Source organism: Streptomyces sp. NPDC001728 (assembly GCF_040297565.1).
Lineage (GTDB): Bacteria > Actinomycetota > Actinomycetes > Streptomycetales > Streptomycetaceae > Streptomyces.
Genome location: NZ_JBEOZK010000002.1, coordinates 485,954 through 509,188, shown reverse-complemented (window position 1 = coordinate 509,188; position 23,235 = coordinate 485,954). Strand labels below are relative to the sequence as shown.

Annotated in this window: 23 protein-coding genes; 15 read left to right on the top strand and 8 right to left on the bottom strand. The window is 71.9% G+C overall.

Going from position 1 to position 23,235, the window contains the following annotated elements; all coding sequences use genetic code 11:
- The first annotated feature begins 31 nt into the window (after nt 1–31).
- From ABT154_RS05250 to ABT154_RS05200, 11 genes are all read left to right on the top strand, one after another.
- A complete protein-coding gene (locus ABT154_RS05250; protein WP_351853011.1) occupies nt 32–1,321 on the top strand; it encodes a DUF6716 putative glycosyltransferase in 1,290 nt (429 codons plus the stop codon).
- On the top strand, nt 1,321–2,565 hold the full coding sequence (locus tag ABT154_RS05245; protein WP_351853009.1) for a cytidylyltransferase domain-containing protein: 1,245 nt from the start codon (nt 1,321–1,323) through the stop codon (nt 2,563–2,565). The genes ABT154_RS05250 and ABT154_RS05245 overlap by 1 nt, the downstream gene beginning before the upstream one ends.
- An 11-nt stretch (nt 2,566–2,576) precedes the next feature.
- Nucleotides 2,577–3,473, top strand: coding sequence for an N-acetylneuraminate synthase family protein (locus ABT154_RS05240; protein WP_351853006.1), 897 nt, complete (start codon nt 2,577–2,579; stop codon nt 3,471–3,473).
- Entirely contained in the window at nt 3,470–4,693 is a 1,224-nt protein-coding gene (locus tag ABT154_RS05235; RefSeq protein WP_351853003.1) for a hypothetical protein, read from the top strand. The genes ABT154_RS05240 and ABT154_RS05235 overlap by 4 nt, the downstream gene beginning before the upstream one ends.
- Before the next feature lie 116 nt (nt 4,694–4,809).
- Entirely contained in the window at nt 4,810–6,030 is a 1,221-nt protein-coding gene (locus ABT154_RS05230) for an amidohydrolase (RefSeq protein ID WP_351853001.1), read from the top strand.
- A 274-nt stretch (nt 6,031–6,304) separates the two neighbouring features.
- A complete protein-coding gene (locus ABT154_RS05225) occupies nt 6,305–7,363 on the top strand; it encodes a BMP family lipoprotein (protein ID WP_351852998.1) in 1,059 nt (352 codons plus the stop codon).
- 106 nt (nt 7,364–7,469) lie between these two features.
- On the top strand, nt 7,470–9,182 hold the full coding sequence (locus ABT154_RS05220) for an ABC transporter ATP-binding protein (protein WP_351852995.1): 1,713 nt from the start codon (nt 7,470–7,472) through the stop codon (nt 9,180–9,182).
- On the top strand, nt 9,179–10,297 hold the full coding sequence (locus ABT154_RS05215; protein WP_351852993.1) for an ABC transporter permease: 1,119 nt from the start codon (nt 9,179–9,181) through the stop codon (nt 10,295–10,297). Before ABT154_RS05220 ends, ABT154_RS05215 begins: the two co-directional genes overlap by 4 nt.
- Nucleotides 10,294–11,553 carry an ABC transporter permease gene (locus ABT154_RS05210; RefSeq protein ID WP_351852990.1) on the top strand — a complete coding sequence of 420 codons (1,260 nt, stop codon included), beginning with the start codon at nt 10,294–10,296 and terminating at the stop codon, nt 11,551–11,553. The genes ABT154_RS05215 and ABT154_RS05210 overlap by 4 nt, the downstream gene beginning before the upstream one ends.
- Entirely contained in the window at nt 11,550–11,954 is a 405-nt protein-coding gene (locus ABT154_RS05205; RefSeq protein WP_351852987.1) for a cytidine deaminase, read from the top strand. The genes ABT154_RS05210 and ABT154_RS05205 overlap by 4 nt, the downstream gene beginning before the upstream one ends.
- A gap of 80 nt (nt 11,955–12,034) precedes the next feature.
- Nucleotides 12,035–13,312, top strand: coding sequence for a thymidine phosphorylase (locus tag ABT154_RS05200; RefSeq protein WP_351852985.1), 1,278 nt, complete (start codon nt 12,035–12,037; stop codon nt 13,310–13,312).
- Nucleotides 13,313–13,392: 80 nt separating this feature from the next.
- Here the strand turns inward: ABT154_RS05200 and ABT154_RS05195 are convergent, their stop codons facing one another.
- Complete coding sequence (locus ABT154_RS05195; protein ID WP_351852982.1) at nt 13,393–14,088, bottom strand: HAD family hydrolase; 696 nt, start codon at nt 14,086–14,088, stop codon at nt 13,393–13,395.
- A gap of 50 nt (nt 14,089–14,138) precedes the next feature.
- Here ABT154_RS05195 and ABT154_RS05190 point away from each other — a divergent pair, with 50 nt between their 5' ends.
- Entirely contained in the window at nt 14,139–14,414 is a 276-nt protein-coding gene (locus ABT154_RS05190) for an STAS domain-containing protein (RefSeq protein WP_351852979.1), read from the top strand.
- A 20-nt stretch (nt 14,415–14,434) separates the two neighbouring features.
- Here ABT154_RS05190 and ABT154_RS05185 read toward each other — a convergent pair whose 3' ends face one another.
- The 3 genes from ABT154_RS05185 to ABT154_RS05175 form a co-directional block, all read right to left on the bottom strand.
- Entirely contained in the window at nt 14,435–15,406 is a 972-nt protein-coding gene (locus ABT154_RS05185; protein WP_351852976.1) for a sigma-70 family RNA polymerase sigma factor, read from the bottom strand.
- An 84-nt stretch (nt 15,407–15,490) separates the two neighbouring features.
- Nucleotides 15,491–16,198, bottom strand: a complete 708-nt coding sequence (locus tag ABT154_RS05180; protein WP_351852973.1) for a L,D-transpeptidase — start codon at nt 16,196–16,198, stop codon at nt 15,491–15,493.
- Nucleotides 16,199–16,275: 77 nt separating this feature from the next.
- Entirely contained in the window at nt 16,276–17,559 is a 1,284-nt protein-coding gene (locus tag ABT154_RS05175) for an MFS transporter (protein WP_351852970.1), read from the bottom strand.
- A 62-nt stretch (nt 17,560–17,621) separates the two neighbouring features.
- Between ABT154_RS05175 and ABT154_RS05170 the strand changes: the two genes are divergently transcribed.
- The gene (locus ABT154_RS05170; protein ID WP_317875916.1) at nt 17,622–18,593 is read left to right on the top strand and encodes a LysR family transcriptional regulator; all 972 of its coding nucleotides are present in this window, start codon (nt 17,622–17,624) and stop codon (nt 18,591–18,593) included.
- A 58-nt stretch (nt 18,594–18,651) separates the two neighbouring features.
- On the opposite strand, the gene ABT154_RS05165 is transcribed toward ABT154_RS05170, so the two are convergent.
- Together ABT154_RS05165 and ABT154_RS05160 are read right to left on the bottom strand one after the other, a co-directional pair.
- Nucleotides 18,652–19,425, bottom strand: coding sequence for an alpha/beta fold hydrolase (locus ABT154_RS05165; protein WP_351852967.1), 774 nt, complete (start codon nt 19,423–19,425; stop codon nt 18,652–18,654).
- Between the two features lie 88 nt (nt 19,426–19,513).
- On the bottom strand, nt 19,514–20,287 hold the full coding sequence (locus ABT154_RS05160) for a GNAT family N-acetyltransferase (protein WP_351852965.1): 774 nt from the start codon (nt 20,285–20,287) through the stop codon (nt 19,514–19,516).
- Between the two features lie 104 nt (nt 20,288–20,391).
- Between ABT154_RS05160 and ABT154_RS05155 the strand changes: the two genes are divergently transcribed.
- Entirely contained in the window at nt 20,392–21,546 is a 1,155-nt protein-coding gene (locus ABT154_RS05155; protein WP_351852963.1) for an adenosine deaminase, read from the top strand.
- Between the two features lie 175 nt (nt 21,547–21,721).
- On the top strand, nt 21,722–22,102 hold the full coding sequence (locus tag ABT154_RS05150) for a hypothetical protein (protein ID WP_351852960.1): 381 nt from the start codon (nt 21,722–21,724) through the stop codon (nt 22,100–22,102).
- A 97-nt stretch (nt 22,103–22,199) separates the two neighbouring features.
- On the opposite strand, the gene ABT154_RS05145 is transcribed toward ABT154_RS05150, so the two are convergent.
- Nucleotides 22,200–22,400 carry a PspC domain-containing protein gene (locus tag ABT154_RS05145; protein WP_317878702.1) on the bottom strand — a complete coding sequence of 67 codons (201 nt, stop codon included), beginning with the start codon at nt 22,398–22,400 and terminating at the stop codon, nt 22,200–22,202.
- A 92-nt stretch (nt 22,401–22,492) separates the two neighbouring features.
- The gene (locus ABT154_RS05140; RefSeq protein ID WP_351852957.1) at nt 22,493–23,074 is read right to left on the bottom strand and encodes a VanZ family protein; all 582 of its coding nucleotides are present in this window, start codon (nt 23,072–23,074) and stop codon (nt 22,493–22,495) included.
- Nucleotides 23,075–23,235 lie beyond the last annotated feature (161 nt).

Here is a 23,235-nt window from a genome sequence, read left to right as displayed (position 1 = left end):
AAAAGCGGAATGCCCTTCTAGCGTCCTCGGCGTGCCAGCAAGTACCAGAGAAGCGATACGGGTCGCCGTACTCGCCGACTCCGACACCCGGTGGAAATGGGGCGCCCTCACGGCGCGCCGCATCACCACGGCGACCGCCGAACCCACCGGATTCGTCCTGCGCGGACGGGCCACCCCCACCGCCCGGCAGCTCGCCGAGACCGGAGTGTCCACGACCACCCCGAGCGAGGTGACGGGCGCGGAGTTCCTGCGCGCGATACGGGACGCGGAAGCGCGCGGCGAGGCGTACGACCTCGTGGTGCTCGCCCTGGTCGGAGGCACCGTGCGGGCCGTCCTCCAGGGCCTCGCGGACCTGGAGCTCGAACGCCGCCCCGTGATCGTCACCGGCTATGTCGGCGTCGTCTACGAGAAGCTCACCGACGGACTCCTGCTGCGCCACGGCGCCGATGTCGTCCTCGCCAACTCCCGCCACGACGCCGAGCGTTTCCGCGCCGTGTACGAGGGAGTGGGCGCGGGCGCCGACTCGGTCGTCGAAGCCGCGCTGCCCTTCCTCGGCGGCGCCCCGCACACTCCCGAGGCAGGCCGCGACACCCTGGTCTTCGCCGCCCAGCCCTCCGTGCCCGCCACCCGGGCCGAACGGGCCTACGTGCTCCGCCGCCTCATCGAGCACGCCCGCCTCCACCCCGGCCGCGAGGTCCTCCTCAAGCTCCGCTCCAAGCCGGGCGAACACACCACGCACCTGGAGGAGTTCCCCTTCCAGAAGCTGGTCCGCGAACTCGACCCGCCGCCCAACTTCCAGCTCGTGTACGGACACATGGGCGAGGTCCTCGACCGCACCGACCTCCTGGTCACGGTCTCCTCCACGGCCGCGCTCGAAGCCCTCCACCGGCGCATCCCCACCGCGATCCTCACCGACCTCGGGGTCCGCGAGGCACTCGGCAACCACCACTTCGTCGGCTCCGGGCTGCTCGCCTCCTTCGACCGGCTCGACAAGGGGCTCGCGCCGACGCCCGACGAGACCTGGCTCGGCCGGCAGGGCGTCGCCTCCGACAGCCCGTACGAGTCGGCCTTCGACGCCGCCCGCGACCGGGTCGCCGCCCTCCTGGCGCTCCCCGCGCTGCCCCCGATCACCCCCTACTACACGGCGGAGACGGCCCCCGGCTACCTGCCCGGGATCCTCGCCCGCCACCGCCTGGACGTCACCGCGCCGGAAGCCCGCGAGAGCGGACTGCGCCGGGTCGTCCGGGAGGCCGCGCGGGGCGCGTACCGCCACGGCGTGCAACGCGTCGCCCCCGTCATCCGCCGCCTGGGAGAACTCTGATGAGCGCCACCGACACGCCCGCCGAGCGGGGCACCACCGCCCCGGCCGCGGCCCCCGCCACCGCACCCACCGTGCTCGCCGTGATCCCCGCGCGCGGCGGCTCCAAGGGTGTCCCCGCCAAGAACCTCGCCCCGGTGGCCGGAGTCCCCCTGGTGGCCCGCGCCGTCCACGCCTGCCTCGGCGCCCGCCCCGTCACCCACGTCGTGGTCTCCACCGACGACGCCGGCATCGCGGCTGCCGCCCGTAGCGCCGGGGCCGAGGCCGTCCAGCGGCCGGCCGAGATCGCCGGGGACACCGCCACCAGCGAGGCCGCCGTCCTGCACGCGATGGACGCCTTCGAGGCCGCCCACGGCCGCCCCGCCGACGTGGTCCTCCTCGTCCAGTGCACCAGCCCCTTCCTCAGCTCCGCCGAGGTCGCCGAGACCGTCGAGCGCATCACCTCCGGCGCCGCCGACACCGCCTTCACCGCGGCTCCCACCCACGGCTTCCTCTGGCGCGAGACCGTCCAGGACGGCGCCACCGGCGTCAACCACGACAAGGCCCACCGCCCCCGCCGCCAGGACCGGGAGCCGGAGTACCTGGAGACCGGCGCCGTCTACGCGATGGACGCGGCCGGCTTCCGTACCCACGAGCACCGCTTCTTCGGCCGCACCGCGCTCGTCGTCACCGACCCCGCCCGGGTCCTGGAGATCGACGACCCGCACGACCTGGCCCGCGCCCGTGTCCTCGCGCCGCTGCTCGACACCCCGGCCACCCCCGGCTTCGCCGACGTCGACGCCGTCGTCCTCGACTTCGACGGCACCCAGACCGACGACCGGGTCCACCTCGACGCCGAGGGCCGCGAGTTCGTCTCCGCGCACCGCGGCGACGGCCTCGGCATCGCCGCCCTGCGCCGCGCCGGACTGCCCGTCCTCATCCTCTCCACCGAGCAGAACGCCGTCGTCGCCGCCCGCGCCCGCAAGCTCAAGATCCCCGTCCTGCACGGCATCGACCGCAAGGACCGGGCCCTCAAGGAGTGGTGCGACGCGGAGGGCATCGACCCGCGGCGCGTGCTCTACGCCGGAAACGACGTCAACGACCTCCCCTGCTTCCACCTCGTCGGCTGGCCCGTCGCGGTGAGCAGCGCCCACGACTCCGTACGGGCCGCGGCCCGCGCGGTCACCGTCACCCCGGGCGGCTCCGGCGCGATCCGCGAGATCGCCGCCTGGCTCCTCGGACCCGAGCTCAACACCCCCAACTCCTAAGGAACAGCACCATGAGCAACACCCGACTCCGCACCTTCGGCTCCAAGACCGCCGGTCCGGGCCGGCCGGTCTACATCACCGGCGAGATCGGCATCAACCACAACGGCGAGCTCGACAACGCCTTCGCCCTCATCGACATCGCCGCCGAGGCCGGCTGCGACGCCGTCAAGTTCCAGAAGCGCACCCCCGAGATCTGCACCCCGCGCGACCAGTGGGACATCGAGCGCGACACCCCCTGGGGCCGGATGACGTACATCGACTACCGCCACCGCGTGGAGTTCGGCGAGGACGAGTACCGCGCCATCGACGAGCACTGCGAGAAGCGCGGCATCGACTGGTTCGCCTCCCCGTGGGACACCGAGGCCGTCGCCTTCCTGGAGAAGTTCGACCTCCCCGCCCACAAGGTCGCCTCCGCCTCCCTCACCGACGACGAGCTGCTGCGCGCGCTGCGCGGTACCGGCCGTACGGTCATCCTCTCCACCGGCATGTCGACGCCGAAGCAGATCCGCCACGCGGTCGAGGTCCTGGGCTCGGACAACATCCTGCTCTGCCACGCCACCTCGACCTACCCGGCCAAGGCCGAGGAGCTCAACCTGCGCGTCATCCAGACGCTCCAGGACGAGTTCCCGAACGTCCCGATCGGCTACTCCGGCCACGAGACCGGCCTCCAGACCACCCTGGCCGCCGTCGCCCTCGGTGCCACCTTCGTCGAGCGCCACATCACCCTCGACCGCGCCATGTGGGGCTCCGACCAGGCCGCCTCCGTCGAGCCGCAGGGCCTCCAGCGCCTCGTCCGCGACATCCGCACCATCGAGACCGCCCTCGGTGACGGCGTCAAGAAGGTCTACGAGTCGGAGCTCGGCCCGATGAAGAAGCTCCGCCGGGTCCAGGGGCTCGTCGCCGCATGACCGGGCAGCTGGCGTTCGTCGAGAGCCCGGTCCAGCTCCTCAACGTCCTGGAATGGGCGCACACCCGGGCCGCGGCCACGGGCACGCCCTCCGCCGCGCAGGCCGGCGCGCCCACCGGGGCGCCCGGCCGCGCGGACGCCGCGCCCACCACGGCGTCCGGCCCCGCGACCGCCGGCGGGTCCGCCGCCCGGGCGCTCCGGCCGACGGACGCCACCGCCCCCGGGGCGGCGCAGGCCGCACCCGATCTCACGGTCGTCGTCCTCTCGCCGACCGACCCCATGTCGCGTGGCCAGCTGCGCCGGATGGCCCAGCTGGCCCGCGACGAGGGCCTCACCGTCCGCTGGCAGGAGGCCCGCGGCGGCCGGGGCGCGCTCGTCCGCACTCTGCGGCAGCTCGCCCCACCGCTGCGCTCGGCGGAGCGGGTCATCATCGGGGACCCGTTCTCCCGGTACGTCCAGCTGCTTCTGACCCTGTTCGGCCCCCGGCACCTCACGGTGGTCGACGACGGCACCGCCACCATGGAGTTCGCCGCCCAGCTCAGCCGGGGCGAGCGCCTGGTCCGCTGGCACCGCAGGGGCAGCCTGGGCCCGCGCGAGCTGGTCCTCGCCCCGGTGACCTCGCTGGCCCGGCGGCGGCTCGCCCCCAGCCGGGGCCGTACGGTCGAGATCTTCACCTCGCTGCCCGTCGAGGCGCCCGAGGGCGTCACGGTCACCGAGAACTCCTTCGCCTGGACCCGGTCCCGCTTCGGGCCGCCGCTGCTCACCGGCGGCGCGGACCTGGTGGGGACCTCGCTGGTGGAGACGGGCGTGGTCGACGCCGAGCACTACGACCGGGTGGTGGCCGAGCTGGCCCGCGCCCACGGAGCCACCCGCTACTTCGCGCACCGCAGGGAGAACGCGGAGAAGCTGCACCGGATCGCGGTCGAGACGGGGCTCCAGGTGGTCCGGCCCGATCTTCCGCTGGAGCTGATCGCCCGGCGGGGCCCCATCGGCCGTACGGTCGTCAGCTTCCCGTCCACGGTCGTGCACACCCTGCCGCTGGCCCTGGCGGGTACCGGGGTGCGGGTCGCGGTCTGCGAGATCGCGCCCGAGTGGCTGCGGGAGAGCGCCTCGCCGCGGGCCCAGGGCTTCCTGTCCGGGGTGGCGGGCACGGCGGCCCACGAGGTCGACCGGCTCACCACGCGTGCGGTGACCGGCACGGACAGGCTCGAATTCGGCTGAGCGTACCCATATGGAACGGCCTTCATACCTGGGAAACCGAGATTCTTTCCCCTAACGGGCTGAAGTTTTCGTGATCAACGGGCAGTTGACCTCCCGGGAGGCCTACCCTTCAAAGGGTGAACCAGTTGAAGTCCCGTGAGCCAGGCTCCGCCACCCTGCCCGGAACGCTGTCCGAACCCCTGCGCGTCGAACTGATCGCCTTCCGCAGGGACTTGCACATGCATCCGGAGCTGGGGAACCAGGAGTTCCGTACGACCGCCGCGCTCAAGGCCCGCCTGGAGGCGGCCGGCCTCACGCCGGAGGTCCTTCCGGCGGGCACCGGGCTCATCTGTGACATCGGCACCCCGGACCGGGACCGGCCCATGCTCGCGATCCGCGCCGACATCGACGCGCTCCCCATCCCCGACGCCAAGACGGTCCCCTACCGCTCCACCGTGGCCAACCGCGCCCACGCCTGCGGACACGACGTCCACACCACCACGGTCCTCGGCGCCGGACTCGTCCTCGCCGAACTCGACCGGCAGGGCCTCCTCCCCGCCGCCGTGCGGCTGATCTTCCAGCCCGCCGAGGAGGTCCTCCCCGGCGGCGCCGCCGACCTCGTCGAGCACGGCGTCCTGGACGGCGTCGGCCGGATCATCGCCGTGCACTGCGACCCCAGGGTCGACGCCGGGACGATCGGCCTGCGGTCCGGCCCCATCACCTCCGCCTGCGACCGGCTCGAAGTCACCCTGGACGGGCCCGGCGGTCACACCGCCCGCCCGCACCTCACCACCGACCTGGTGACCGCCGCCGCCCGGGTCGCCACCGACGTGCCCGCCGTACTGGCCCGCCGCGTCGACGCCCGCTCGGGACTCTCCGTCACCTGGGGCCGTATCGAGTCCGGTCACGCCTGCAACGTCATCCCGCAGCACGCCGAGCTGTCCGGCACCGTCCGCTGCCTCGACCTGCCCACCTGGCGGGACGCCCCCGACCAGGTCCACGCGGCCATCGACGAGATCGCGACCCTGCACCGGGCCAAGTCGACCGTCACCTACGTCCGGGGCGTCCCCCCGGTCGTCAACGACGCGGTCGTCACCGAACTCCTCCGCGACGCCATGACGGCCCGGCGCGGACCGTTTGCGATCGAGGACACCGAGCAGAGCCTCGGCGGCGAGGACTTCTCCTGGTACCTGGAGCACGTGCCCGGCGCCATGGCCCGCCTCGGGGTCCGCACCCCCGGCGACACCCGCGTCCGCGATCTGCACGCCGGAGACTTCGACGTGGACGAGCGGTGCATCGAGGCGGGGGTGGAGCTGTTCACGGCCGCCGCCCTGCTCGACGCGGCACGGAAGGCCTGAGCGCGGGGGCGTACGAACGGGGGGCCGGGCGGTGTCTCGGCCGTCCGGCTCGCGCGCCCGGCGTGTCCCCTCGAATGCCCTGTGGAGCGGTTCGTCCAGGGGGTATAACCGGCTGTGCCGGGCCGAACGCCACCGGTCGCCTCGACTGGCCGGTTCGCGACGATCCGATAACGACTCATGAACGGGTCTTTAACTGACATCTACGCGCGTTACGATCGCCGCGAAACCAGCGCCGGAAGAGGCGCTTTCGGTCAGTCTCGAAGGGACCCTCCTCTTGCGCCGGATCACCAGGATCGCGACCGTGGGCATCGCCTCCGCCGCGCTCGCCCTTTCCGCCACCGCGTGTGGCAAGTCCTCGAACGAGTCCGGCTCCAGCCCGAGCTCGAGCTCCAAGGCGACCAAGGCCGCCATCGCCTACGACATCGGCGGCCGGGGCGACCAGTCCTTCAACGACGCCGCCTACGCGGGCCTGAAGAAGGCCGAGGACGAGCTCGGCGTCAAGGGCGCCGAGGCCGAGCCCTCCGCCGGTGAGGGTGACGCCGACAAGGTCGCGCGCCTCACCGCGCTGGCCCGCGCCGGGAACAACCCGGTCATCGGTGTCGGCTTCGCCTACGCCCCGGCGATCGAGAAGGTCTCCAAGGCCTACCCGAAGACCACCTTCGGCATCATCGACGACACGTCGGTGACCGGCCCGAACATCGCCAACCTCGTCTTCAACGAGGAGCAGGGCTCCTACCTGGCCGGCGTCGCCGCCGCCAAGACCTCGAAGACCGGCACGGTCGGCTTCATCGGTGGCGTCGAGGTGCCGCTGATCAAGAAGTTCGAGGCGGGCTACACGCAGGGCGTCAAGGACACCAACCCCAAGGCGAAGGTGCTCGTCCAGTACCTGACCCAGCCGCCGAACTTCGACGGCTTCTCCAAGCCCGACCTGGGCAAGGCCGCCGCGCAGGGCCAGCTCGACAAGGGCGCCGACGTGATCTACGCCGCCGCCGGTCTCGCCGGTTCCGGCTCGATCGAGGCCGCCTCGACCGCGGGCAAGTGGGCCATCGGCGTCGACTCCGACCAGTACAACCAGGCGGGTCTGGCCAAGTACAAGGCCCAGATCCTGACCTCGGTCACCAAGGACGTCTCCGACTCCGTCTTCAACCTGATCAAGTCGGTCAAGGACGGCAAGCCGCAGACCGGTGAGATCCGCTACGGCCTCGCCACGGACGGCGTCGGCCTGGCCGACTCCAACCCGGCGTACAAGGCGATGACCGAGGTCACCGCCGCCGTGGCGAAGGCGAAGAAGGACATCGTCGACGGCAAGATCACGGTCAAGACCGCTCCGTAAGGACGCACAGGTCACTGACCCAAGGCCCGGCACCGGTGGGACCCCCACCGGGGCCGGGCCCCATTCCCGTACGGGTTTTCAATTTTCGGCAGCGCTACGCGTGTAGATGTCTCCCTGGCACGATAACTTCGCCCCGCCCTGCCCTCCCGCTCCCACTCCTTCCGGCCAAGGAGAGTGCGTCATCAACGCGTCCAGCCCCCCTGCCGTAGAACTGCACGGCATCACCAAGCGATTCCCCGGCGTCGTCGCCAACAGGGACATCGCCATCACGGTCCGCAAGGGCACCGTGCACGCCCTCATCGGCGAGAACGGTGCCGGCAAGTCGACCCTCATGAAGATCCTCTACGGCATGCAGAAGCCGGACGAGGGCACCATCGCCGTCGACGGCGAGCAGGTCACCTTCTCCAGTCCCGGTGACGCCATCGCGCGCGGCATCGGCATGGTGCACCAGCACTTCATGCTCGCGGACAACCTCACCGTCCTGGAGAACGTCGTCCTCGGCGGCGAGAAGCTCTACGGCATCGGCGCCAAGGCGCGGAAGAAGATCCAGGAGATCTCCGACGCGTACGGCCTCGGGGTCCGCCCCGACGTCCTCGTCGAGGACCTCGGCGTCGCCGACCGCCAGCGCGTGGAGATCCTCAAGGTCCTCTACCGCGGCGCCAAGATCCTCATCCTCGACGAGCCGACCGCCGTGCTCGTCCCGCAGGAGGTCGACGCGCTCTTCGACAACCTGCGCGAGCTCAAGTCCGAGGGCCTGACCGTCATCTTCATCTCGCACAAGCTGGGCGAGGTCCTGAAGGTCGCCGACGACATCACCGTCATCCGCCGGGGCACCACGGTCGGCACCGCCGACCCGAAGACCGCCACCACCAAGCAGCTCGCCGAGCTGATGGTCGGCAGCGAGCTGCCCTCGCCGGAGACCCGCGAGTCCACGGTCACCGACGTACCCATGCTCCAGGTCGAGAACCTGACGCTGGTCGAGAGCGGCGCCACCGGCGCCCCGCTCACCACGGCCGCCCCGGCCGATCCGGCCGCCGCGGTCACGGTGCACGAGGAGGTCGCCACCGGGCGCAAGCTCCTCGACGACATCTCCCTCACGATCCACAAGGGCGAGATCCTCGGCATCGCGGGCGTCGAGGGCAACGGCCAGACCGAGCTCATCGAGGCCCTCATGGGCATGGCCACCCCCGACGCGGGCGTCATCACGCTCGACGGCAGGGACATCTCCAAGGTCTCGGTGCGCAAGCGCCGCGAGGGCGGCATCGGTTACATCCCCGAGGACCGCCACCGCCACGGCCTGCTCCTTGAGGCCCCCCTGTGGGAGAACCGCATCCTCGGCCACGTCAGCGAGGCGCCCAACTCCAAGCGGGGCATCCTCGACCCGAAGGCGGCCCGCAAGGACACCGAGCGGATCGTGCGCGAGTACGACGTCCGCACCCCCGGCATCGACGTGACCGCGTCCTCCCTCTCCGGCGGCAACCAGCAGAAGCTGATCGTCGGCCGCGAGATGAGCCACGGACCCAAGTTCCTGATCGCCGCCCACCCCACCCGCGGTGTGGACGTCGGCGCTCAGGCGCAGATCTGGGACGCGATCCGCGACGCCCGCCGCGAGGGTCTCGCGGTGCTGCTGATCTCCGCCGACCTCGACGAGCTGATCGGCCTCTCCGACACCCTCCGGGTGATGTACCGCGGCAAGCTCGTCGCGGACGCCGACCCCGCCACCATCACGCCCGAGGAGCTGGGCTCCGCCATGACCGGCGCGGCCACCGGCCGACTCGAGGGCACCGAAGAGCAGTCCGAAGACGGTGACGCCCGATGATGAAATTCGACAAGGACAAGCTGATCATCGGGGCTGCGGGCCCGGTGCTCGCCCTGGTCACCTCGTTCGTGCTCACCGTGCTGGTGCTGCTCGCGACGGGCCTCGACCCGATCGAGCCGATCCGGCTGATGATCGAGAACGCCGGGTACTCGGACACCCAGGTCCTGATCGTCAACTACACCGGAATCCTCTACCTGGCGGGCTTGGCCGTCGCCATCGGATTCCGGATGAACCTGTTCAACATCGGTGTCGACGGCCAGTACCGGCTCGCCGCGATGGTCTCGGCCCTGGTCGGCGCCTCGATCGAGCTGCCCGGCCCGCTGCACATCCTGGTGATCGTGCTCGTCGCGATGCTGACCGGCGCCTTCTGGGCCGGTATCGCGGGCATCCTGAAGACCACCCGCGGCGTCTCCGAGGTCGTCTCGACGATCATGCTGAACGCCATCGCGACCTCGCTGGTGGCCTGGCTGATCCTGCCGAAGAACTTCGGCGTCCAGCCGCCCGGCTCCAACAACCTCACCACCGGCAAGATCGCGGAGTCCGGGTGGTTCCCCGGCATCGACATGGGCGAGGGCAACGGAGTCATCTACGGCTTCACCTTCGTCGCGCTCGCCCTCGGCGTCGTCTACTGGTTCGTCCTCAACCGCACCCGCTTCGGCTTCGACCTGCGCGCCACCGGCGCCAGCGAGTCCGCCGCGCAGGCCAGCGGCGTCGACGCCAAGCGGATGATCCTCACCTCGATGCTGCTCTCGGGCGCCCTCGCCGGTCTGGCAGGCATGCCGACCCTGCTCGGCGAGACCCACACGTACAGCCTCGACTTCCCGGTCGGCGTCGGCTTCACCGCCATCACCGTCGCCCTGCTCGGCCGCAACCACCCGGTCGGCATCCTCTTCGCCGCGCTCCTCTTCGCGTTCCTGGAGAAGGCGTCCTCGACACTCGACGTCGCGGGATACCCGAAGGAGATCACGCAGATCATGCAGGGCATCATCGTGATCGCCGTCGTGGTCTCGTACGAGCTCGTCCGTCGTTACGGCATCCGCCGCCAGCAGCAGAAGGTCGGCGAGGAACTCGCCGCCGGCGGCGCCATCAAGACCGACAAGGAGGTGGCGGCATGAGCACCACCACCGTTGCCAAGCCGAGCGCCGCGCCCAAGGGCGGACGCCGCAAGCTCACCTGGCCCTGGATCATGCTGATCGTCGCGGCCGGCCTCGTACTCTTCTCGCTGGTCCGGGTCGTCTCCGGGGCCGACGACCTCACCTCCGTGGGCCAGGTCTCCGGCGCACTCCAGCTCGCCGTCCCGATCGCCATGGCCGGTCTCGGCGGTCTGTGGGCCGAGCGCGCGGGCGTCGTCAACATCGGCCTCGAAGGCATGATGGTGCTCGGCACCTGGTTCGGCGCCTGGGCCGGCTACCAGTGGGGCCCCTGGGTGGGCGTCCTCTTCGGTCTGCTCGGCGGCGCCATCGGCGGCCTCCTGCACGCGATCATCACCGTCACGTTCAACGTGAACCACATCGTCTCCGGTGTGGCGATCAACATCCTCGCGGTGGGCTTCACCCAGTACCTGTCGAACTTCACCTTCGCCGAGGCCGAGGGCGGCTCCTCCAAGCAGTCCCCGCGCATCGATCCGATCACCGACATCACCATCCCAGGGCTCTCCGACTGGCTGATGGATCTCCAGCAGAAACACTGGTTCCTGATCTCGGACATCGCCGGCCTCCTCGGCGGCCTGGTCACCAACCTGTCGCTGCTGACGATCGTGGCCGCCCTGCTCATCCCGGCCACCTGGTGGGTGCTCTGGCGCACGTCCTTCGGCCTGCGGCTCCGCTCCTGCGGTGAGAACCCGGTCGCGGCCGAGTCCCTCGGCGTGAACGTGTACAAGTACAAGTACATCGCCGTCACCACCTCCGGCGCCCTCGCGGGCCTCGGCGGCGCGTTCCTCGCGATCGTCGCCACCGGCATCTACCAGGAGGGCCAGACCGGCGGCCGAGGATACATCGGTCTCGCCGCGATGATCTTCGGCAACTGGATGCCCGGCGGCATGGCGCTCGGCGCCGGCCTGTTCGGCTTCACCGACAGCCTCAAGCTGCGCGGCGGCGCCGAGAACGTCCACGCGCTGCTGCTGCTCGTCGCGCTGCTCCTGGTGATCGCCGCGCTGTGGCAGCTGTACAAGAAGAAGTACGTGGTCGCGGTCATCTCGGCCGCCTTCTCCGCCGCCTTCTTCCTCTGGTACTTCCTGACCGACGAGGTCCCGAGCCAGTTCGTCGACGCCGCCCCGTACATCACCACCCTGCTGGTGCTCGCCCTCTCGGCGCAGCGCCTGCGGATGCCGAAGGCGGACGGCCTGCCGTACCGCAAGGGCCAGGGCAAGTGACGGGCGGCCTGGCCGAGGCCGACTGGGAGGCCCTGCGGGTCACGGCCCGCGAGGCCATGTCCCGCGCCTACGCCCCCTACTCGGGCTTCCCGGTCGGTGCGGCGGCCCGCGTCGACGACGGGCGGACGGTCTCCGGCTGCAACGTGGAGAACGCCTCGTTCGGCCTCGGCCTGTGCGCCGAGTGCGGGCTGGTCTCGGCGCTCCAGGCGGGCGGCGGCGGCCGGCTGACGCACTTCGTCTGCGTGGACGGCCGGGGCGAGTCCCTGGTGCCGTGCGGCCGGTGCCGGCAGCTCCTGTACGAGTTCGGCGGCCCCGGCCTCGTCCTGGAGACCCCGGCGGGGTTCCTGACCCTGGCCGAGATGCTCCCGCAGGCCTTCGGCCCGGAGCACCTGTCGAAGTAATCCTCGGAGCGGCCCTTCCGGCACGATGGGAAGGGTCGCTCCCCCTTTCCCCTTCTATGCGCGTAGAAAGAGGCACCACCATGGACGTCATCTCCGTCATCCGCACCAAGCGGGACAAGGGCGAGCTGAGCCCCGAGCAGATCGACTGGGTCATCGACGCGTACACCCGCGGTGCGGTCGCCGACGAGCAGATGTCCGCCCTGGCCATGGCCATCCTGCTGAACGGCATGAACCGCACGGAGATCGCCCGCTGGACCGCCGCGATGATCGCCAGCGGTGAGCGCATGAACTTCGACTCGCTCTCCCGCCCGACCGCCGACAAGCACTCCACCGGCGGCGTCGGCGACAAGATCACCCTGCCGCTCGCCCCGCTCGTCGCCGCCTGCGGCGCGGCCGTGCCGCAGCTCTCCGGCCGCGGCCTCGGCCACACCGGCGGCACCCTCGACAAGCTGGAGTCCATCCCCGGCTGGCGGGCGCTGCTCTCCAACGACGAGATGCTGCACGTCCTCGACACCACCGGCGCGGTCATCTGCGCGGCGGGCGACGGGCTCGCCCCCGCCGACAAGAAGCTGTACGCGCTCCGCGACGTCACCGGCACCGTCGAGGCCATCCCGCTGATCGCCTCCTCGATCATGTCGAAGAAGATCGCCGAGGGCACCGGCTCCCTGGTCCTCGACGTCAAGGTCGGCACCGGCGCCTTCATGAAGAACATCGAGGACGCCCGTGAGCTGGCCTCCACCATGGTCGGCCTCGGCACCGACAGCGGCGTGAAGACGGTCGCCCTGCTCACCGACATGTCGACCCCGCTCGGCCTCACCGCGGGCAACGCCCTCGAGGTCCGCGAGTCGGTCGAGGTCCTGGCGGGCGGCGGCCCGGCGGACGTCGTCGAGCTGACGATCGCGCTCGCCCGCGAGATGCTCGCGGCGGCCGGCATCAAGGACGCGGACCCGGCGAAGGCGCTCGCCGACGGCTCGGCGATGGACCACTGGCGCCGGATGATCGCGGCCCAGGGCGGCGACCCGGACGCGGCCCTCCCGGTCGCCCGCGAGCAGCACGTCGTCACGGCCCCGTCGACCGGTGTCCTCACCCGCCTCGACGCCTACGACATCGGCATCGCCGCCTGGCGCCTCGGCGCGGGCCGTGCCCGCAAGGAGGACCCGGTGCAGGCGGGCGCGGGCGTCGAGCTCCACGCGAAGCCCGGTGACACGGTGACGGCGGGCCAGCCGCTGCTGACCCTGCACACGGACACCCCGGAGAAGTTCGACTACGCCCTGAAGTCGCTGGGCTCGGCCTGGGACATCGCGGCGGAGGGCACGACCTTCACCCCGAACCCGATCGTCCTGGACCGCATCGCCTGAGCGGGGCCGTGCACCGCTGACACCTTCGGCCGAACGGGACCGGTGGAGCCCCACCGGTCCCGTTCGGCCGGGGCCTGTCGTCACACTCCCGCCCGCCTCACAACGCCTGGCGCGGCGCTCTTGAGCGTCGCGCCCAGCAGCCCCGGCAGCTCCCGCATGTCGTCGAAGACGACCGTCCGCTCGCCCGTCAGGCGGTCCGCGCGGGTGAGGCCCCCGCAGTAGCCGTACGCCCGCATTCCCGCCGAGCGGGCGGCTTGGACGCCGTACGGGCTGTCCTCGACGACCGCGCAGCGCTCGGGCGGGACGCCCATCGTGGCCGCCGCGTGCAGGAAGAGGTCCGGGGCGGGCTTGCCGCGCCCGACGTCGCGGGCGCTGAACATCCGGCCCTCGAAGCGTTCGAGCAGTCCGGTGCGGCCCAGGTTCCTGCGGATGTCGGCGTGGCCGCCGTTGGAGGCGAGGCAGTACGGGACGGCCAGGGTGTCCAGGACCCCCACGACGCCCTCCACAGCCGCCAGTTCGGCGTCCAGCGCGTCCTCGTACCGCTGCTCGAACGGGGCCTGCCAGCCGGATTCGAGAGGGCGGCCCCGGCGCTCCGCCACGATCGCCGTGAGCATCTCGTGCGAGGAGCCGATGAAGTAGTCGGCCATCTCCGTCTCGGTGAACTCCGCCCCGAGGGAAGCGAACACCTCCCGGTCCACTCGGCAGTAGATCCGCTCGCTGTCCACCAGGACGCCGTCACAGTCGAAGATCACCAGTTCGACAGGCTCGTGAGTCATGATCGCGAGCCTAACGATGAGTTCCGGGGGCCCGGACGGTCGTACCGGATGTGGACCCCAGCCGACCGTTCGTCCTGACCCTGCCCGCCCGTCCCGGCCGCGACGAGGTGGCCCTTCTCTGCGCCGAGCTGGGCGCGGTCCCGCCCGGCGACGTCATCTGCGAGATCGGCGCACTCGTGTGCGCCGATCTCGCCGCCGTCGACGCCCTGGCCCGGCTGAAACTCGCCGCGACCCGCCGGGGCCACCGCATCCGCTTCCACGGAGCGGGCCCCGAGCTGCGGGCCCTGCTCCTGCTCGCCGGACTCGACGGCACCCTGGAGCTCTGAGGCCTGTCGTGACGACAGGCCTAGGCCTCCAGCCGTGCCGGCAGGTCGAAGAGCGGGAACCAGCGCTCGGTGTCCAGGAAGAAGTCCATCCCGGCGACCTTGCCCTCGCGGAGTTCCAGGACGATGAGTGCCCAGGGGCTGAAACCGCCGTCCGGGGTCGGGTGGTAGTGCGCGAAGGCCGGCGAGCCGTTGGCCACGGTGGCGACCAGCTTCGAGCCCCGGCACACGTCGCCGACGCCCAGCATCCAGCCCACGATGTCGTCGTGCCCCTGGAGCCAGAGGTCGTACGGCGGCATGGACATGGTCGCGTCCTCGTGGAGGAGCGCGGTCAGCGCCTTCATGTCGTAGCCCTCGAAGGCCGCGACGTAACGCTCCAGGAGTGCCTTCTGCTCCTCGTCCAGCGGGTTCGTCGTGTCGCAGGCGGTGGGCGCCTGCTCGGCGAGGGTCGCGCGGGCCCGCTGGAGGGCGCTGTTGACCGAGGCGACGGTGGTGTCGAGGAGCTCCGCGACCTCGCTCGCCTTCCAGGCGAGCACCTCGCGCAGGATGAGGACGGCCCGCTGCTTGGGCGGCAGGTGCTGGAGCGCGGCCACGAAGGCGAGCCGCACGGTCTCCCGGGAGACGGCCGTCTCCGCCGGGTCCGCGACCGAGGGCAGCACGCGCCCGTCGGGGATCGGCTCCAGCCAGGTGATCTCCGGCTGCTTGACGAGCCGCGCCTGCGCGACCGGGGTCGGTGAGGTCAGGTCCATCGGCCGCGCCCTCCGGTTGCCGGCGTTCAGCGCGTCCAGGCAGACGTTGGTGGCGATGCGGTAGAGCCAGGACCGCAGCGAGGAGCGGCCCTCGAAGGATTCGATGGCCTTCCAGGCCCGCACCATGGTGTCCTGCACCGCGTCCTCCGCCTCGAAGGAGGATCCGAGCATCCGGTAGCAGTAACCGGTCAGCTCCCTGCGGTACTTGTCGAGTTCGTCGGTCGTCGCGGTCGCGGCGTCACTCATCGGGTCCACACCCCACTCACCCCTCACCGGCACCCGTTCGGTGCCGGTGAGAGGGAAGCTACCGCAGGGGACTGACAGCCGGGGTCAGGTTCCCGGCTTGCGCCCGTAGACGAAGACGTCGTCGCCGTTCCTGAGCAGGTTCCAGTACGCCTTCGCGTCGGCCGGCCGCATGTTGACACAGCCGCCCGAACCCGGCGGGTTCCACATGGACTTGGTGGTCGAGTGGAAGGCCTGGCCGCCGTCGAAGAACTGCGAGTACGGCATGGAGACGTGGTAGATCGTCGACCAGTGGTTGATGTTCCGCCAGTAGACGTTCTTCGATCCGGTCCGCGTCTCGGTGCCGTCCTTGCCCGTACGAACCGGCACGGGACCGTACTTGAGGCGTGCGCCGTCCTGGATCCAGCTGAGCTGCCGGGTCAGGTCGACGCAGGCGATCCGGCCCCGGTTGGTCGGACAGGAGCCCGCCCGGTTGGGGTTGGTGCCCGCCGCCTTCTGCTGGAGCATCGTGTTCATGGTGCGCCAGGTGATCGTGCCCGCGTAGCCGACGGTCGGGGTGATGCCGTGCTTCCCCTGGAACGTCTGGATGGCCTTGCAGTCGGCGAGCGACTGGCGCCCGTCGACCGGCCGGCCGAGGAACTTCTCCACCTGCTTCTGGTACGGGCCCGTCGTCACGTTGCAGGACGCCGCCTGCGCCGGAGCCGTACCGAGCGCGATCGTCATCGGCACCACCAGCGAGGTGAGGCCGACCGCGATGCCGGCCCTCTTCCGTATGTGACCCGCGATTCTCTTCATGTCTGTCAACTCCCCCTAGAGTCCTGTGAATCAGGACGTCCGGGGGAGCCGGACAGTTGCAGCGGAAGCGGCCGGAATCAGCAGGACGCGGCGAGCTGGATCCGGCGCGCCTCGGTGCGGGCGCTGAGGCTTCCGTAGAGGGTGACCGTCACGACGCCGAGGACCGCGACGAGACCGATGACGACCGTGCCCGCCCACCCGCCGGAGTGGAAGGCGACGGCGCCGAGCGTGCCGCCCGCGCTGCTGCCCAGGTAGTACGCGGACTGGTAGAGCGCCGAGGCCTGCGCGCGGCCCGTCTTCGCCGTACGGCTCACCGAGGAGGAGGCGACGGCGTGGCCCGCGAAGAATCCGGCCGTGATCAGGACCAGGCCCGCCAGGACCGCGGGCAGCGAGTCGGCGAGCGAGAGCAGCAGGCCCGCGGCGGTGGTGGAGACCGCCAGGTAGAGCGCGCCGCGCCGGCCGAGCCGTCCGACGAGCCGGCCGGAGGCCGCCGAGGAGACCGTGCCGACCAGGTAGACCAGGAAGATGGAGCCGATCACGCCCTGCGGCAGCGAGAACGGGGCCTCCACCAGGCGGTAGCCGATCACGGTGTACACCGCGCCGAACACCGTCATGAACAGGGCGCCGATCACATAGAGCCGCATCAGCAGCGGGTCCGCGAGATGCGTCCGCACGGTCCGGGCCAGCGCCTTCGGGCTGAGCGTGCCGGGCGTGAAGTGCCGTGCCTTCGGCAGCAGCGCCCGGAAGGCCACCGCGCAGAGCAGCGAGGTCAGGCCGACGGCGGCCAGACCCGCGCGCCAGCCCCACATCTGCGCCACCCAGCCCGTCACCAGGCGGCCGCTCATCCCGCCGATCGAGTTGCCCGCCACGAACAGGCCGATCGCGGCGATCAGCGCCCGGGGCCGCACCTCCTCGGCGAGGAAGGCCATCGCGGAGGCGGGGAGCCCGGCGAGCGCGGCGCCCTGGAGGGCGCGCAGCGCGATCAGGGACTCCAGGTTCGGGGCGAGCGGCACCAGGAGCGCGAGGGCGACCGCGACCGTCAGGGAGGCGGTCATCATCGCGCGCCGGCCGTGGCGCTCCGAGAGGGCGCTGAGCGGCAGGACGCAGAGGGCGAGGGCGCCGGTCGCGGCCGAGACCGTCCAGGAGGCGGCGGAGGCGGTGGCGCCGAACTCGGCGGAGATGGCCGGGAGGAGGGCCTGCGTGGAGTAGAGGAGCGCGAAGGTCGCGAGGCCCGCGGCGAAGAGCGCCAGGCTCGTCCGGCGGAAGGCGGGGGTGCCGGGCGCGAGGCGGGTGTCGGCGGGGGCGGGGCGGGTTTCGGCGGACGCGGTGACGGCGGCCGCCTCGGTACTGGCGGAAGGCATGTCACGAACGTAGGACGGACCGTTTCATGCGTCCAATGCGCGGAACTGCTGTAATCGTTCCCATGGTGCATGAGTACAGGTCACAGCCTCGCCTGTCACCGAACAGTAACGAAGAAGACATGGGACCGGTGCTCGCGCCCCGGCTCGCGTACTTCGCCGCCGTCGCCCGGCACGAGCACGTGACCCGGGCCGCCGCCGAGATGGGAGTCCCGCAGTCCACGCTCTCCCGGGCGATGGTCCGGCTCGAACAGGACCTCGGCGTCACCCTCTTCGCCCGTCGCGGCCGGACGGTCTCGCTCACCCCCGCGGGCCGCCGCTTCCTGACCGCCGCCGAGCGGGCGCTCGCCGAGGTGGAGCGGGCCGCCGACACCGTACGGGCCGACGCCGACGCCACCGCCGGCCGGGTCGCCTTCGGCTTCCTCCACACCATGGGCTCCGAGACCGTCCCCGGGCTCATCCGCGCCTTCCGCGTCGACCACCCGCGGATCCGCTTCACCCTGGTGCAGAACTACGGCGAGGCCATGATCGAACGGCTCCGGGCCGGCGACCTCGACCTCTGTCTGACCTCCCCGGTGCCGGACGCCCCCGACCTGGTCGCCCGGCGCCTCGACGAACAGCGGCTCCGGCTCGTCGTCCCCGACGACCACCGGCTCGCGGGCCGCAAGCGGGTCCGTCTCGCCGAGGCCGCCGACGAGACCTTCGTGACCCTGGAACCGGGGTACGGGCTCCGCCGCATCACCGACGACCTCTGCGCTGAGGCCGGTTTCAAGCCCCGGATCGCCTTCGAGGGCGAGGAGGCGGAGACACTGCGCGGGCTTGTCGCCGCCGGTCTCGGCGTGGCGCTGCTGCCCCCGCCGGCCGTTCCGCGCCCCGGCGTCGTCGAACTCACCGTCACCGCCCCGCGCGCGGTCCGCGAGATCGGGGTCGCCTGGCTCGACGGCCACCCGGACACGGCACCGGTGGCCGCCTTCAAGAAGTTCCTGCTGAGCCGCAGGGGCCACCTGCTGCCGAAGGAGCCCGCACAGCCGCAGTGAGCGGGGGCGGGTGCGCGGCCGGGGGGAGGCCCCACTCGGTGAGCGAACCGGGGCCCGCTCACCGTCGCAGCGTGCCGCCGAAGCCCGCCGCGAGCGGCATCCGCAGGCCCAGCGGCGGGGGAGCGGCCATCGCGTCGGTCACCGGGCGGGCGACCGGGCGGGCGAAGAGGGCGCCGAGGACGAAGTCGGCGGCGAGGGCCCGGACCTCCGCCGCGTACTGGCGCAGCGCGTGGCCGTCGGAGTGCACCTCGAACCGGCAGGTCTCCCGGTTCGTCTTCTTCGCCCGCTCGGCGAAGCGGAACGACAGCTCCGGGTCGGTCCTGACGTCGTTGGTGCCGTGCACGAGCAGCACCCGGCGCCCGACCAGCTGGCGTACCGGCTCCGGCTCCGCCGCCATGTCGTCCTCCGGCAGCCAGGGGGCCAGCGCGAGCACCGAGCCGACCGCGTCGTGCCCGGCGGTCCGCAGCGCCGCCCGCGCCCCCAGCCCGTGGCCGACGAGGCAGACGGGGACGTCGCCGTAGCGCCGTACCGTCTCGGCCACGGCCCAGGAGGCGTCCGCCGCGAGGCCGGCGTCCGTCCCGTTCCAGCCGCGCCCCCGGTAGCGCACCACGTGCGCGACGAGGCCCTCGGCCCGGCCCGCGCGGACGAGGCCGCGCGCCAGCGGCAGCATCGCGGCGTGGGCCCGCGCGGAGGCGCGACGCCCCGACACCGGCTCGCCGTCCGGCAGGAGCAGCACCACGCCCCCCACCGCCGACGTCCGGGAACCTCCAACAGGCCGTCCGAGCCGGGGTCTCCGCGCTTCGGACGGCCCCACGAGTGCGAAGTGGGCCATGACAGAACAGTCTCAGAAGCGGAGGTGTACGCCAGTCGTACGCGCGGTCTCTGTTACGTATCGTCCGCTCAGCGAACGCCCTTAACTCCTAAGCCCGTTCGAAACGGGACACGCTGCCCACCGCCGCGAAGCCCTTCCGCGCGTACCAGCGGTGCGGCCAGTCGTCCGGGCGGGCGGTCAGGAAGACGGTGGTGCAGCCCGCGTCGGCGGCCAGGTGCAGCGCCGTGTCCAGGACGACGCCGGCGTGCCCCTGCCCGAGATGGTTCTCGTCCGTGACCAGGTCCTCGATCTGCGCGACCCCGGTCGCCGGGTCCAGATAGAGGTCGGCCCAGCCGGCGACCTCGCCCCCGGCGCCGTACGAGGCGAGGAACCTGACGGCCTCGGCGCCCCGCCGCCGGGCCGCCCGCCGCTCCACCAGGGCGCGGACCAGCTCCTCCCCGGCGTCCGGGGCGAAACGGCGCCAGGACGCGACGGCCGGCCCGCGCAGTGCCTCCAGGTCCACTTCCCGGGCCCCGCCGTGGGCGGGTACGGGGCCGTCGTACCGCATGATCAGCGACTGCGAGTGCCGGTACCCGGCGCGGACCATCGGCCCCGCGCAGGCCAGCGCGGTCCGCTCGTCGAGCACATAGGCGAAGCGGTAAGGGAGATGGGTCATCAGCTCCTCGGCCCGTGCGGGCAGCGCCCCGGGGTCGGTCTCGCCGTCGACCAGGAGGTGGTTGTTCCCCCGCGACAGCGCGTACTCCTCGTCGAACACGGCGAACCCGCCGGGGAAGTCGACGGTACGGACCGCCTGGCGGCGGTGGAAGGCGGACAGGAAGCCGTGGATGCGGCGCAGTTCGGTGCCGGGAACACTGGAAGTCATGGGCGCAGGCTAGGTGTTCGGGTCCGGGCGGGGCGACGGATAAAGGCGGGACGGACCTGGTGCCACGAGGCGCGCTCTACGCGCGTAGGCGCTACAGTGCGGAAATGACGAGCCAGACCCCCACCGTCCCCACCGCGGACCAGATCCGCCGCGCCCCGAAGGTGCTCCTCCACGACCACCTCGACGGCGGACTGCGCCCCGGCACGATCATCGAACTCGCCCGGGAGCAGGGCTATCGGCAGCTCCCCGAGACGGAGCCCGACAAGCTCGGCATCTGGTTCCGCGAAGCCGCCGACTCCGGCTCCCTGGAGCGGTACCTGGAGACCTTCGCGCACACCTGCGCCGTCATGCAGACCCGCGACGCGCTCTTCCGCGTCGCCGCCGAGTGCGCCGTCGACCTCGCCGAGGACGGCGTCGTCTACGCGGAGGTGCGCTACGCCCCCGAACAGCACCTGGAGTCCGGCCTCACCCTCGAAGAGGTCGTGGAGGCCGTCAACGAGGGCTTCCGCGAGGGCGAGCGGCAGGCCAGGGCGAACGGGCACCGCATCAGGGTCGGCGCCCTGCTGACCGCCATGCGGCACGCGGCCCGCTCCCTGGAGATCGCGGAGCTCGCCAACCGCTACCGCGACTCCGGCGTCGTCGGCTTCGACATCGCGGGCGCCGAGGCCGGCTACCCGCCCACCCGCCACCTCGACGCCTTCGAGTACCTCAAGAGGGAGAACAACCACTTCACGATCCACGCGGGCGAGGCCTTCGGGCTGCCCTCGATCTGGCAGGCGCTCCAGTGGTGCGGCGCCGACCGCCTCGGGCACGGCGTCCGGATCATCGACGACATCGAGGTCGCCGAGGACGGCTCGGTGAGCCTCGGGCGGCTCGCCGCGTACGTCAGGGACAAGCGCATCCCGCTGGAGCTGTGCCCGTCCTCCAACCTCCAGACCGGCGCCGCCGCGTCGTTCGCCGAGCACCCCATCGGTCTGCTCCGCAAGCTCCACTTCCGGGCCACGGTCAACACCGACAACCGGCTCATGAGCGGCACGAGCATGAGCCGTGAATTCGAGCTTCTGACCGAGGCATTCGATTACACGCTCGACGACATGCTGTGGTTCACGGTCAATGCGATGAAATCAGCGTTCATTCCTTTCGATGAACGCCTCGCCATGATCAACGAGGTCATCAAGCCCGGATATGCCGAGCTGAAGTCCGAATGGCTGTTCCAGCAGACCGCCGCGACCAGCGAGTCTTCCCGCTCTGCTGGCTGAAAATCGCCCCGAAACGGGTATTCGAGCGGCCGGGTGGAGGCGACACCCGGCCGCTTTCCGGTGTTTGCGGAGGAGTCGTTCACTGGTTAGGTTGCAGAGCCCTCTGCATTCCACAGGATTTCCCCTCCCGGCTTCTCTGTCCGAAGCCCCCGGATTCCACAAGGAAGATTTTCAGATGAAGCAGTCTGCCGCCAAGAAGCTCGGTGTCGCCGCTCTCGGTGCCGCTTTCGCCGCTGCCGCCGCCGGCACGGCCTCCGCCGCGCCGTCCCTGCCGCTCGACGCCGACGCGCTGGGCACGGTGTCCCAGGCCGTCCCGGTGGGTGACGGCCTCACCGCGCTCCCCGACGGCGCCTCCGAGTCCCTCGGTGCCGGCCAGGGTGCCCTCGGCCAGGGCCTCGACCAGGGTGTGAAGACCCTCCCGGCCGCCGCCGGCCAGGCCACCCAGAACCTTCCGCTCGACGCCGCCGCCGGTGGCCTCGGCGCCACCCCGCTCGGCGGCCTCCTCGGCGGCCTGCCGCTGGGTGCTCTCCCGCTGGGCGGCCTGCCGATCGGCTGACCCCGCCGCACGGCACCGCACGTACGCCGAAGGGGCGCGCACCCGGTCTCCCGGGCACGCGCCCCTTCGGCGTACGTGCGATGTACGACGCCGACGGCTACCAGGCCGACGACGCGTCCTTCTCGGCCGGCAGAAAGATCCACAGGCCCAGGTAGATCAGGAACTGCGGACCGGGCAGCAGGCACGAGACCAGGAAGATCAGGCGCATCGTGTTCGCCGAGATGCCGAAGCGCCGGGCCAGCGCCGCGCACACTCCGCCGATCATGCGTCCGTCACGGGGGCGGGCAAGTGCGGCCATGGTGGGCTCCTTCGGAGTCGTTGTCCGGGAGCCGCTCTTCCGGGCTCCCGATGACTCCATGGTGCCGCCGGACGGGGTCCGGCGGCGTCGGTCTACCGGGCGACCGGGACCCTGGAAATCTTCGGGGTCGCACCCTGAGAACCCTCGTCCCGCAGCAGGGCCGAACCCCGACCCGGCCCGGTACCGGGGGAGGAGACCGGCTGGCCCGCCTCCGACCTGCGGCGCAGCCAGCTCCGCCCGACCGGCACGAGCAGCAGATGCGCGAGCGCCACGCCCGTGGTGTTCAGGAGGACCGAGTCCACGTCCACGACCTGCCCCGGCACGGCGGTCTGCAGCAGCTCCACGGCCAGCGACACCAGCGCGCCCGCCGCCGTCGTACGGACCAGGGAGGCCCACCCGGAGACACGGAGCCGTCCGTCGGCCATGGGGAGCAGGACGCCCAGCGGGGCCAGCAGCAGCAGTCCCTCGGCGATCAGCCGGGCCGCCTCGGGGACGCCGAGCGCCAGATCGGCCCGGAGGCCCGCCAGCGGGATCGTGTTCGGCGGGGTCACCCAGGCCACGTCCCGTGGCCGCAGGCTGAGCCAGGCGACGAGCAGCAGATGCGCGACGACCAGGGCGAACCCCGCGACGCGGACGACCACGGCGGCACTGCCGCCCGAACCTTGACGCTGCACGCCCCCCAAGACGCCCGCCGGGGCGGAATCGGTTCCACCGCCCCCGGACCGGCCGCCGCTCAGCCGGTGACGCTCGCCCCCGGACCGGCCGCCGCTCAGCCGGTGACGCTCGCGCCCGGAGCGGCCGTGGCCCAGCCCGTGGGGGTCGCCCCGGACCGGCC

Bases quoted from the DNA above. Each gene is read 5' to 3' on its own strand.
- ABT154_RS05220 (WP_351852995.1), top strand. From the start codon at position 7,470: ATGTCTCCCTGGCACGATAACTTCGCCCCGCCCTGCCCTCCCGCTCCC.
- ABT154_RS05245 (WP_351853009.1), top strand. From the start codon at position 1,321: ATGAGCGCCACCGACACGCCCGCCGAGCGGGGCACCACCGCCCCGGCC.
- ABT154_RS05240 (WP_351853006.1), top strand. From the start codon at position 2,577: ATGAGCAACACCCGACTCCGCACCTTCGGCTCCAAGACCGCCGGTCCG.
- ABT154_RS05160 (WP_351852965.1), bottom strand. From the start codon at position 20,287: ATGACTTCCAGTGTTCCCGGCACCGAACTGCGCCGCATCCACGGCTTC.
- ABT154_RS05210 (WP_351852990.1), top strand. From the start codon at position 10,294: ATGAGCACCACCACCGTTGCCAAGCCGAGCGCCGCGCCCAAGGGCGGA.
- ABT154_RS05180 (WP_351852973.1), bottom strand. From the start codon at position 16,198: ATGAAGAGAATCGCGGGTCACATACGGAAGAGGGCCGGCATCGCGGTC.
- ABT154_RS05165 (WP_351852967.1), bottom strand. From the start codon at position 19,425: ATGGCCCACTTCGCACTCGTGGGGCCGTCCGAAGCGCGGAGACCCCGG.
- ABT154_RS05200 (WP_351852985.1), top strand. From the start codon at position 12,035: ATGGACGTCATCTCCGTCATCCGCACCAAGCGGGACAAGGGCGAGCTG.
- ABT154_RS05215 (WP_351852993.1), top strand. From the start codon at position 9,179: ATGATGAAATTCGACAAGGACAAGCTGATCATCGGGGCTGCGGGCCCG.
- ABT154_RS05175 (WP_351852970.1), bottom strand. From the start codon at position 17,559: ATGCCTTCCGCCAGTACCGAGGCGGCCGCCGTCACCGCGTCCGCCGAA.
- ABT154_RS05145 (WP_317878702.1), bottom strand. From the start codon at position 22,400: ATGGCCGCACTTGCCCGCCCCCGTGACGGACGCATGATCGGCGGAGTG.
- ABT154_RS05195 (WP_351852982.1), bottom strand. From the start codon at position 14,088: ATGACTCACGAGCCTGTCGAACTGGTGATCTTCGACTGTGACGGCGTC.
- ABT154_RS05185 (WP_351852976.1), bottom strand. From the start codon at position 15,406: ATGAGTGACGCCGCGACCGCGACGACCGACGAACTCGACAAGTACCGC.
- ABT154_RS05150 (WP_351852960.1), top strand. From the start codon at position 21,722: ATGAAGCAGTCTGCCGCCAAGAAGCTCGGTGTCGCCGCTCTCGGTGCC.
- ABT154_RS05235 (WP_351853003.1), top strand. From the start codon at position 3,470: ATGACCGGGCAGCTGGCGTTCGTCGAGAGCCCGGTCCAGCTCCTCAAC.
- ABT154_RS05170 (WP_317875916.1), top strand. From the start codon at position 17,622: ATGGTGCATGAGTACAGGTCACAGCCTCGCCTGTCACCGAACAGTAAC.
- ABT154_RS05155 (WP_351852963.1), top strand. From the start codon at position 20,392: ATGACGAGCCAGACCCCCACCGTCCCCACCGCGGACCAGATCCGCCGC.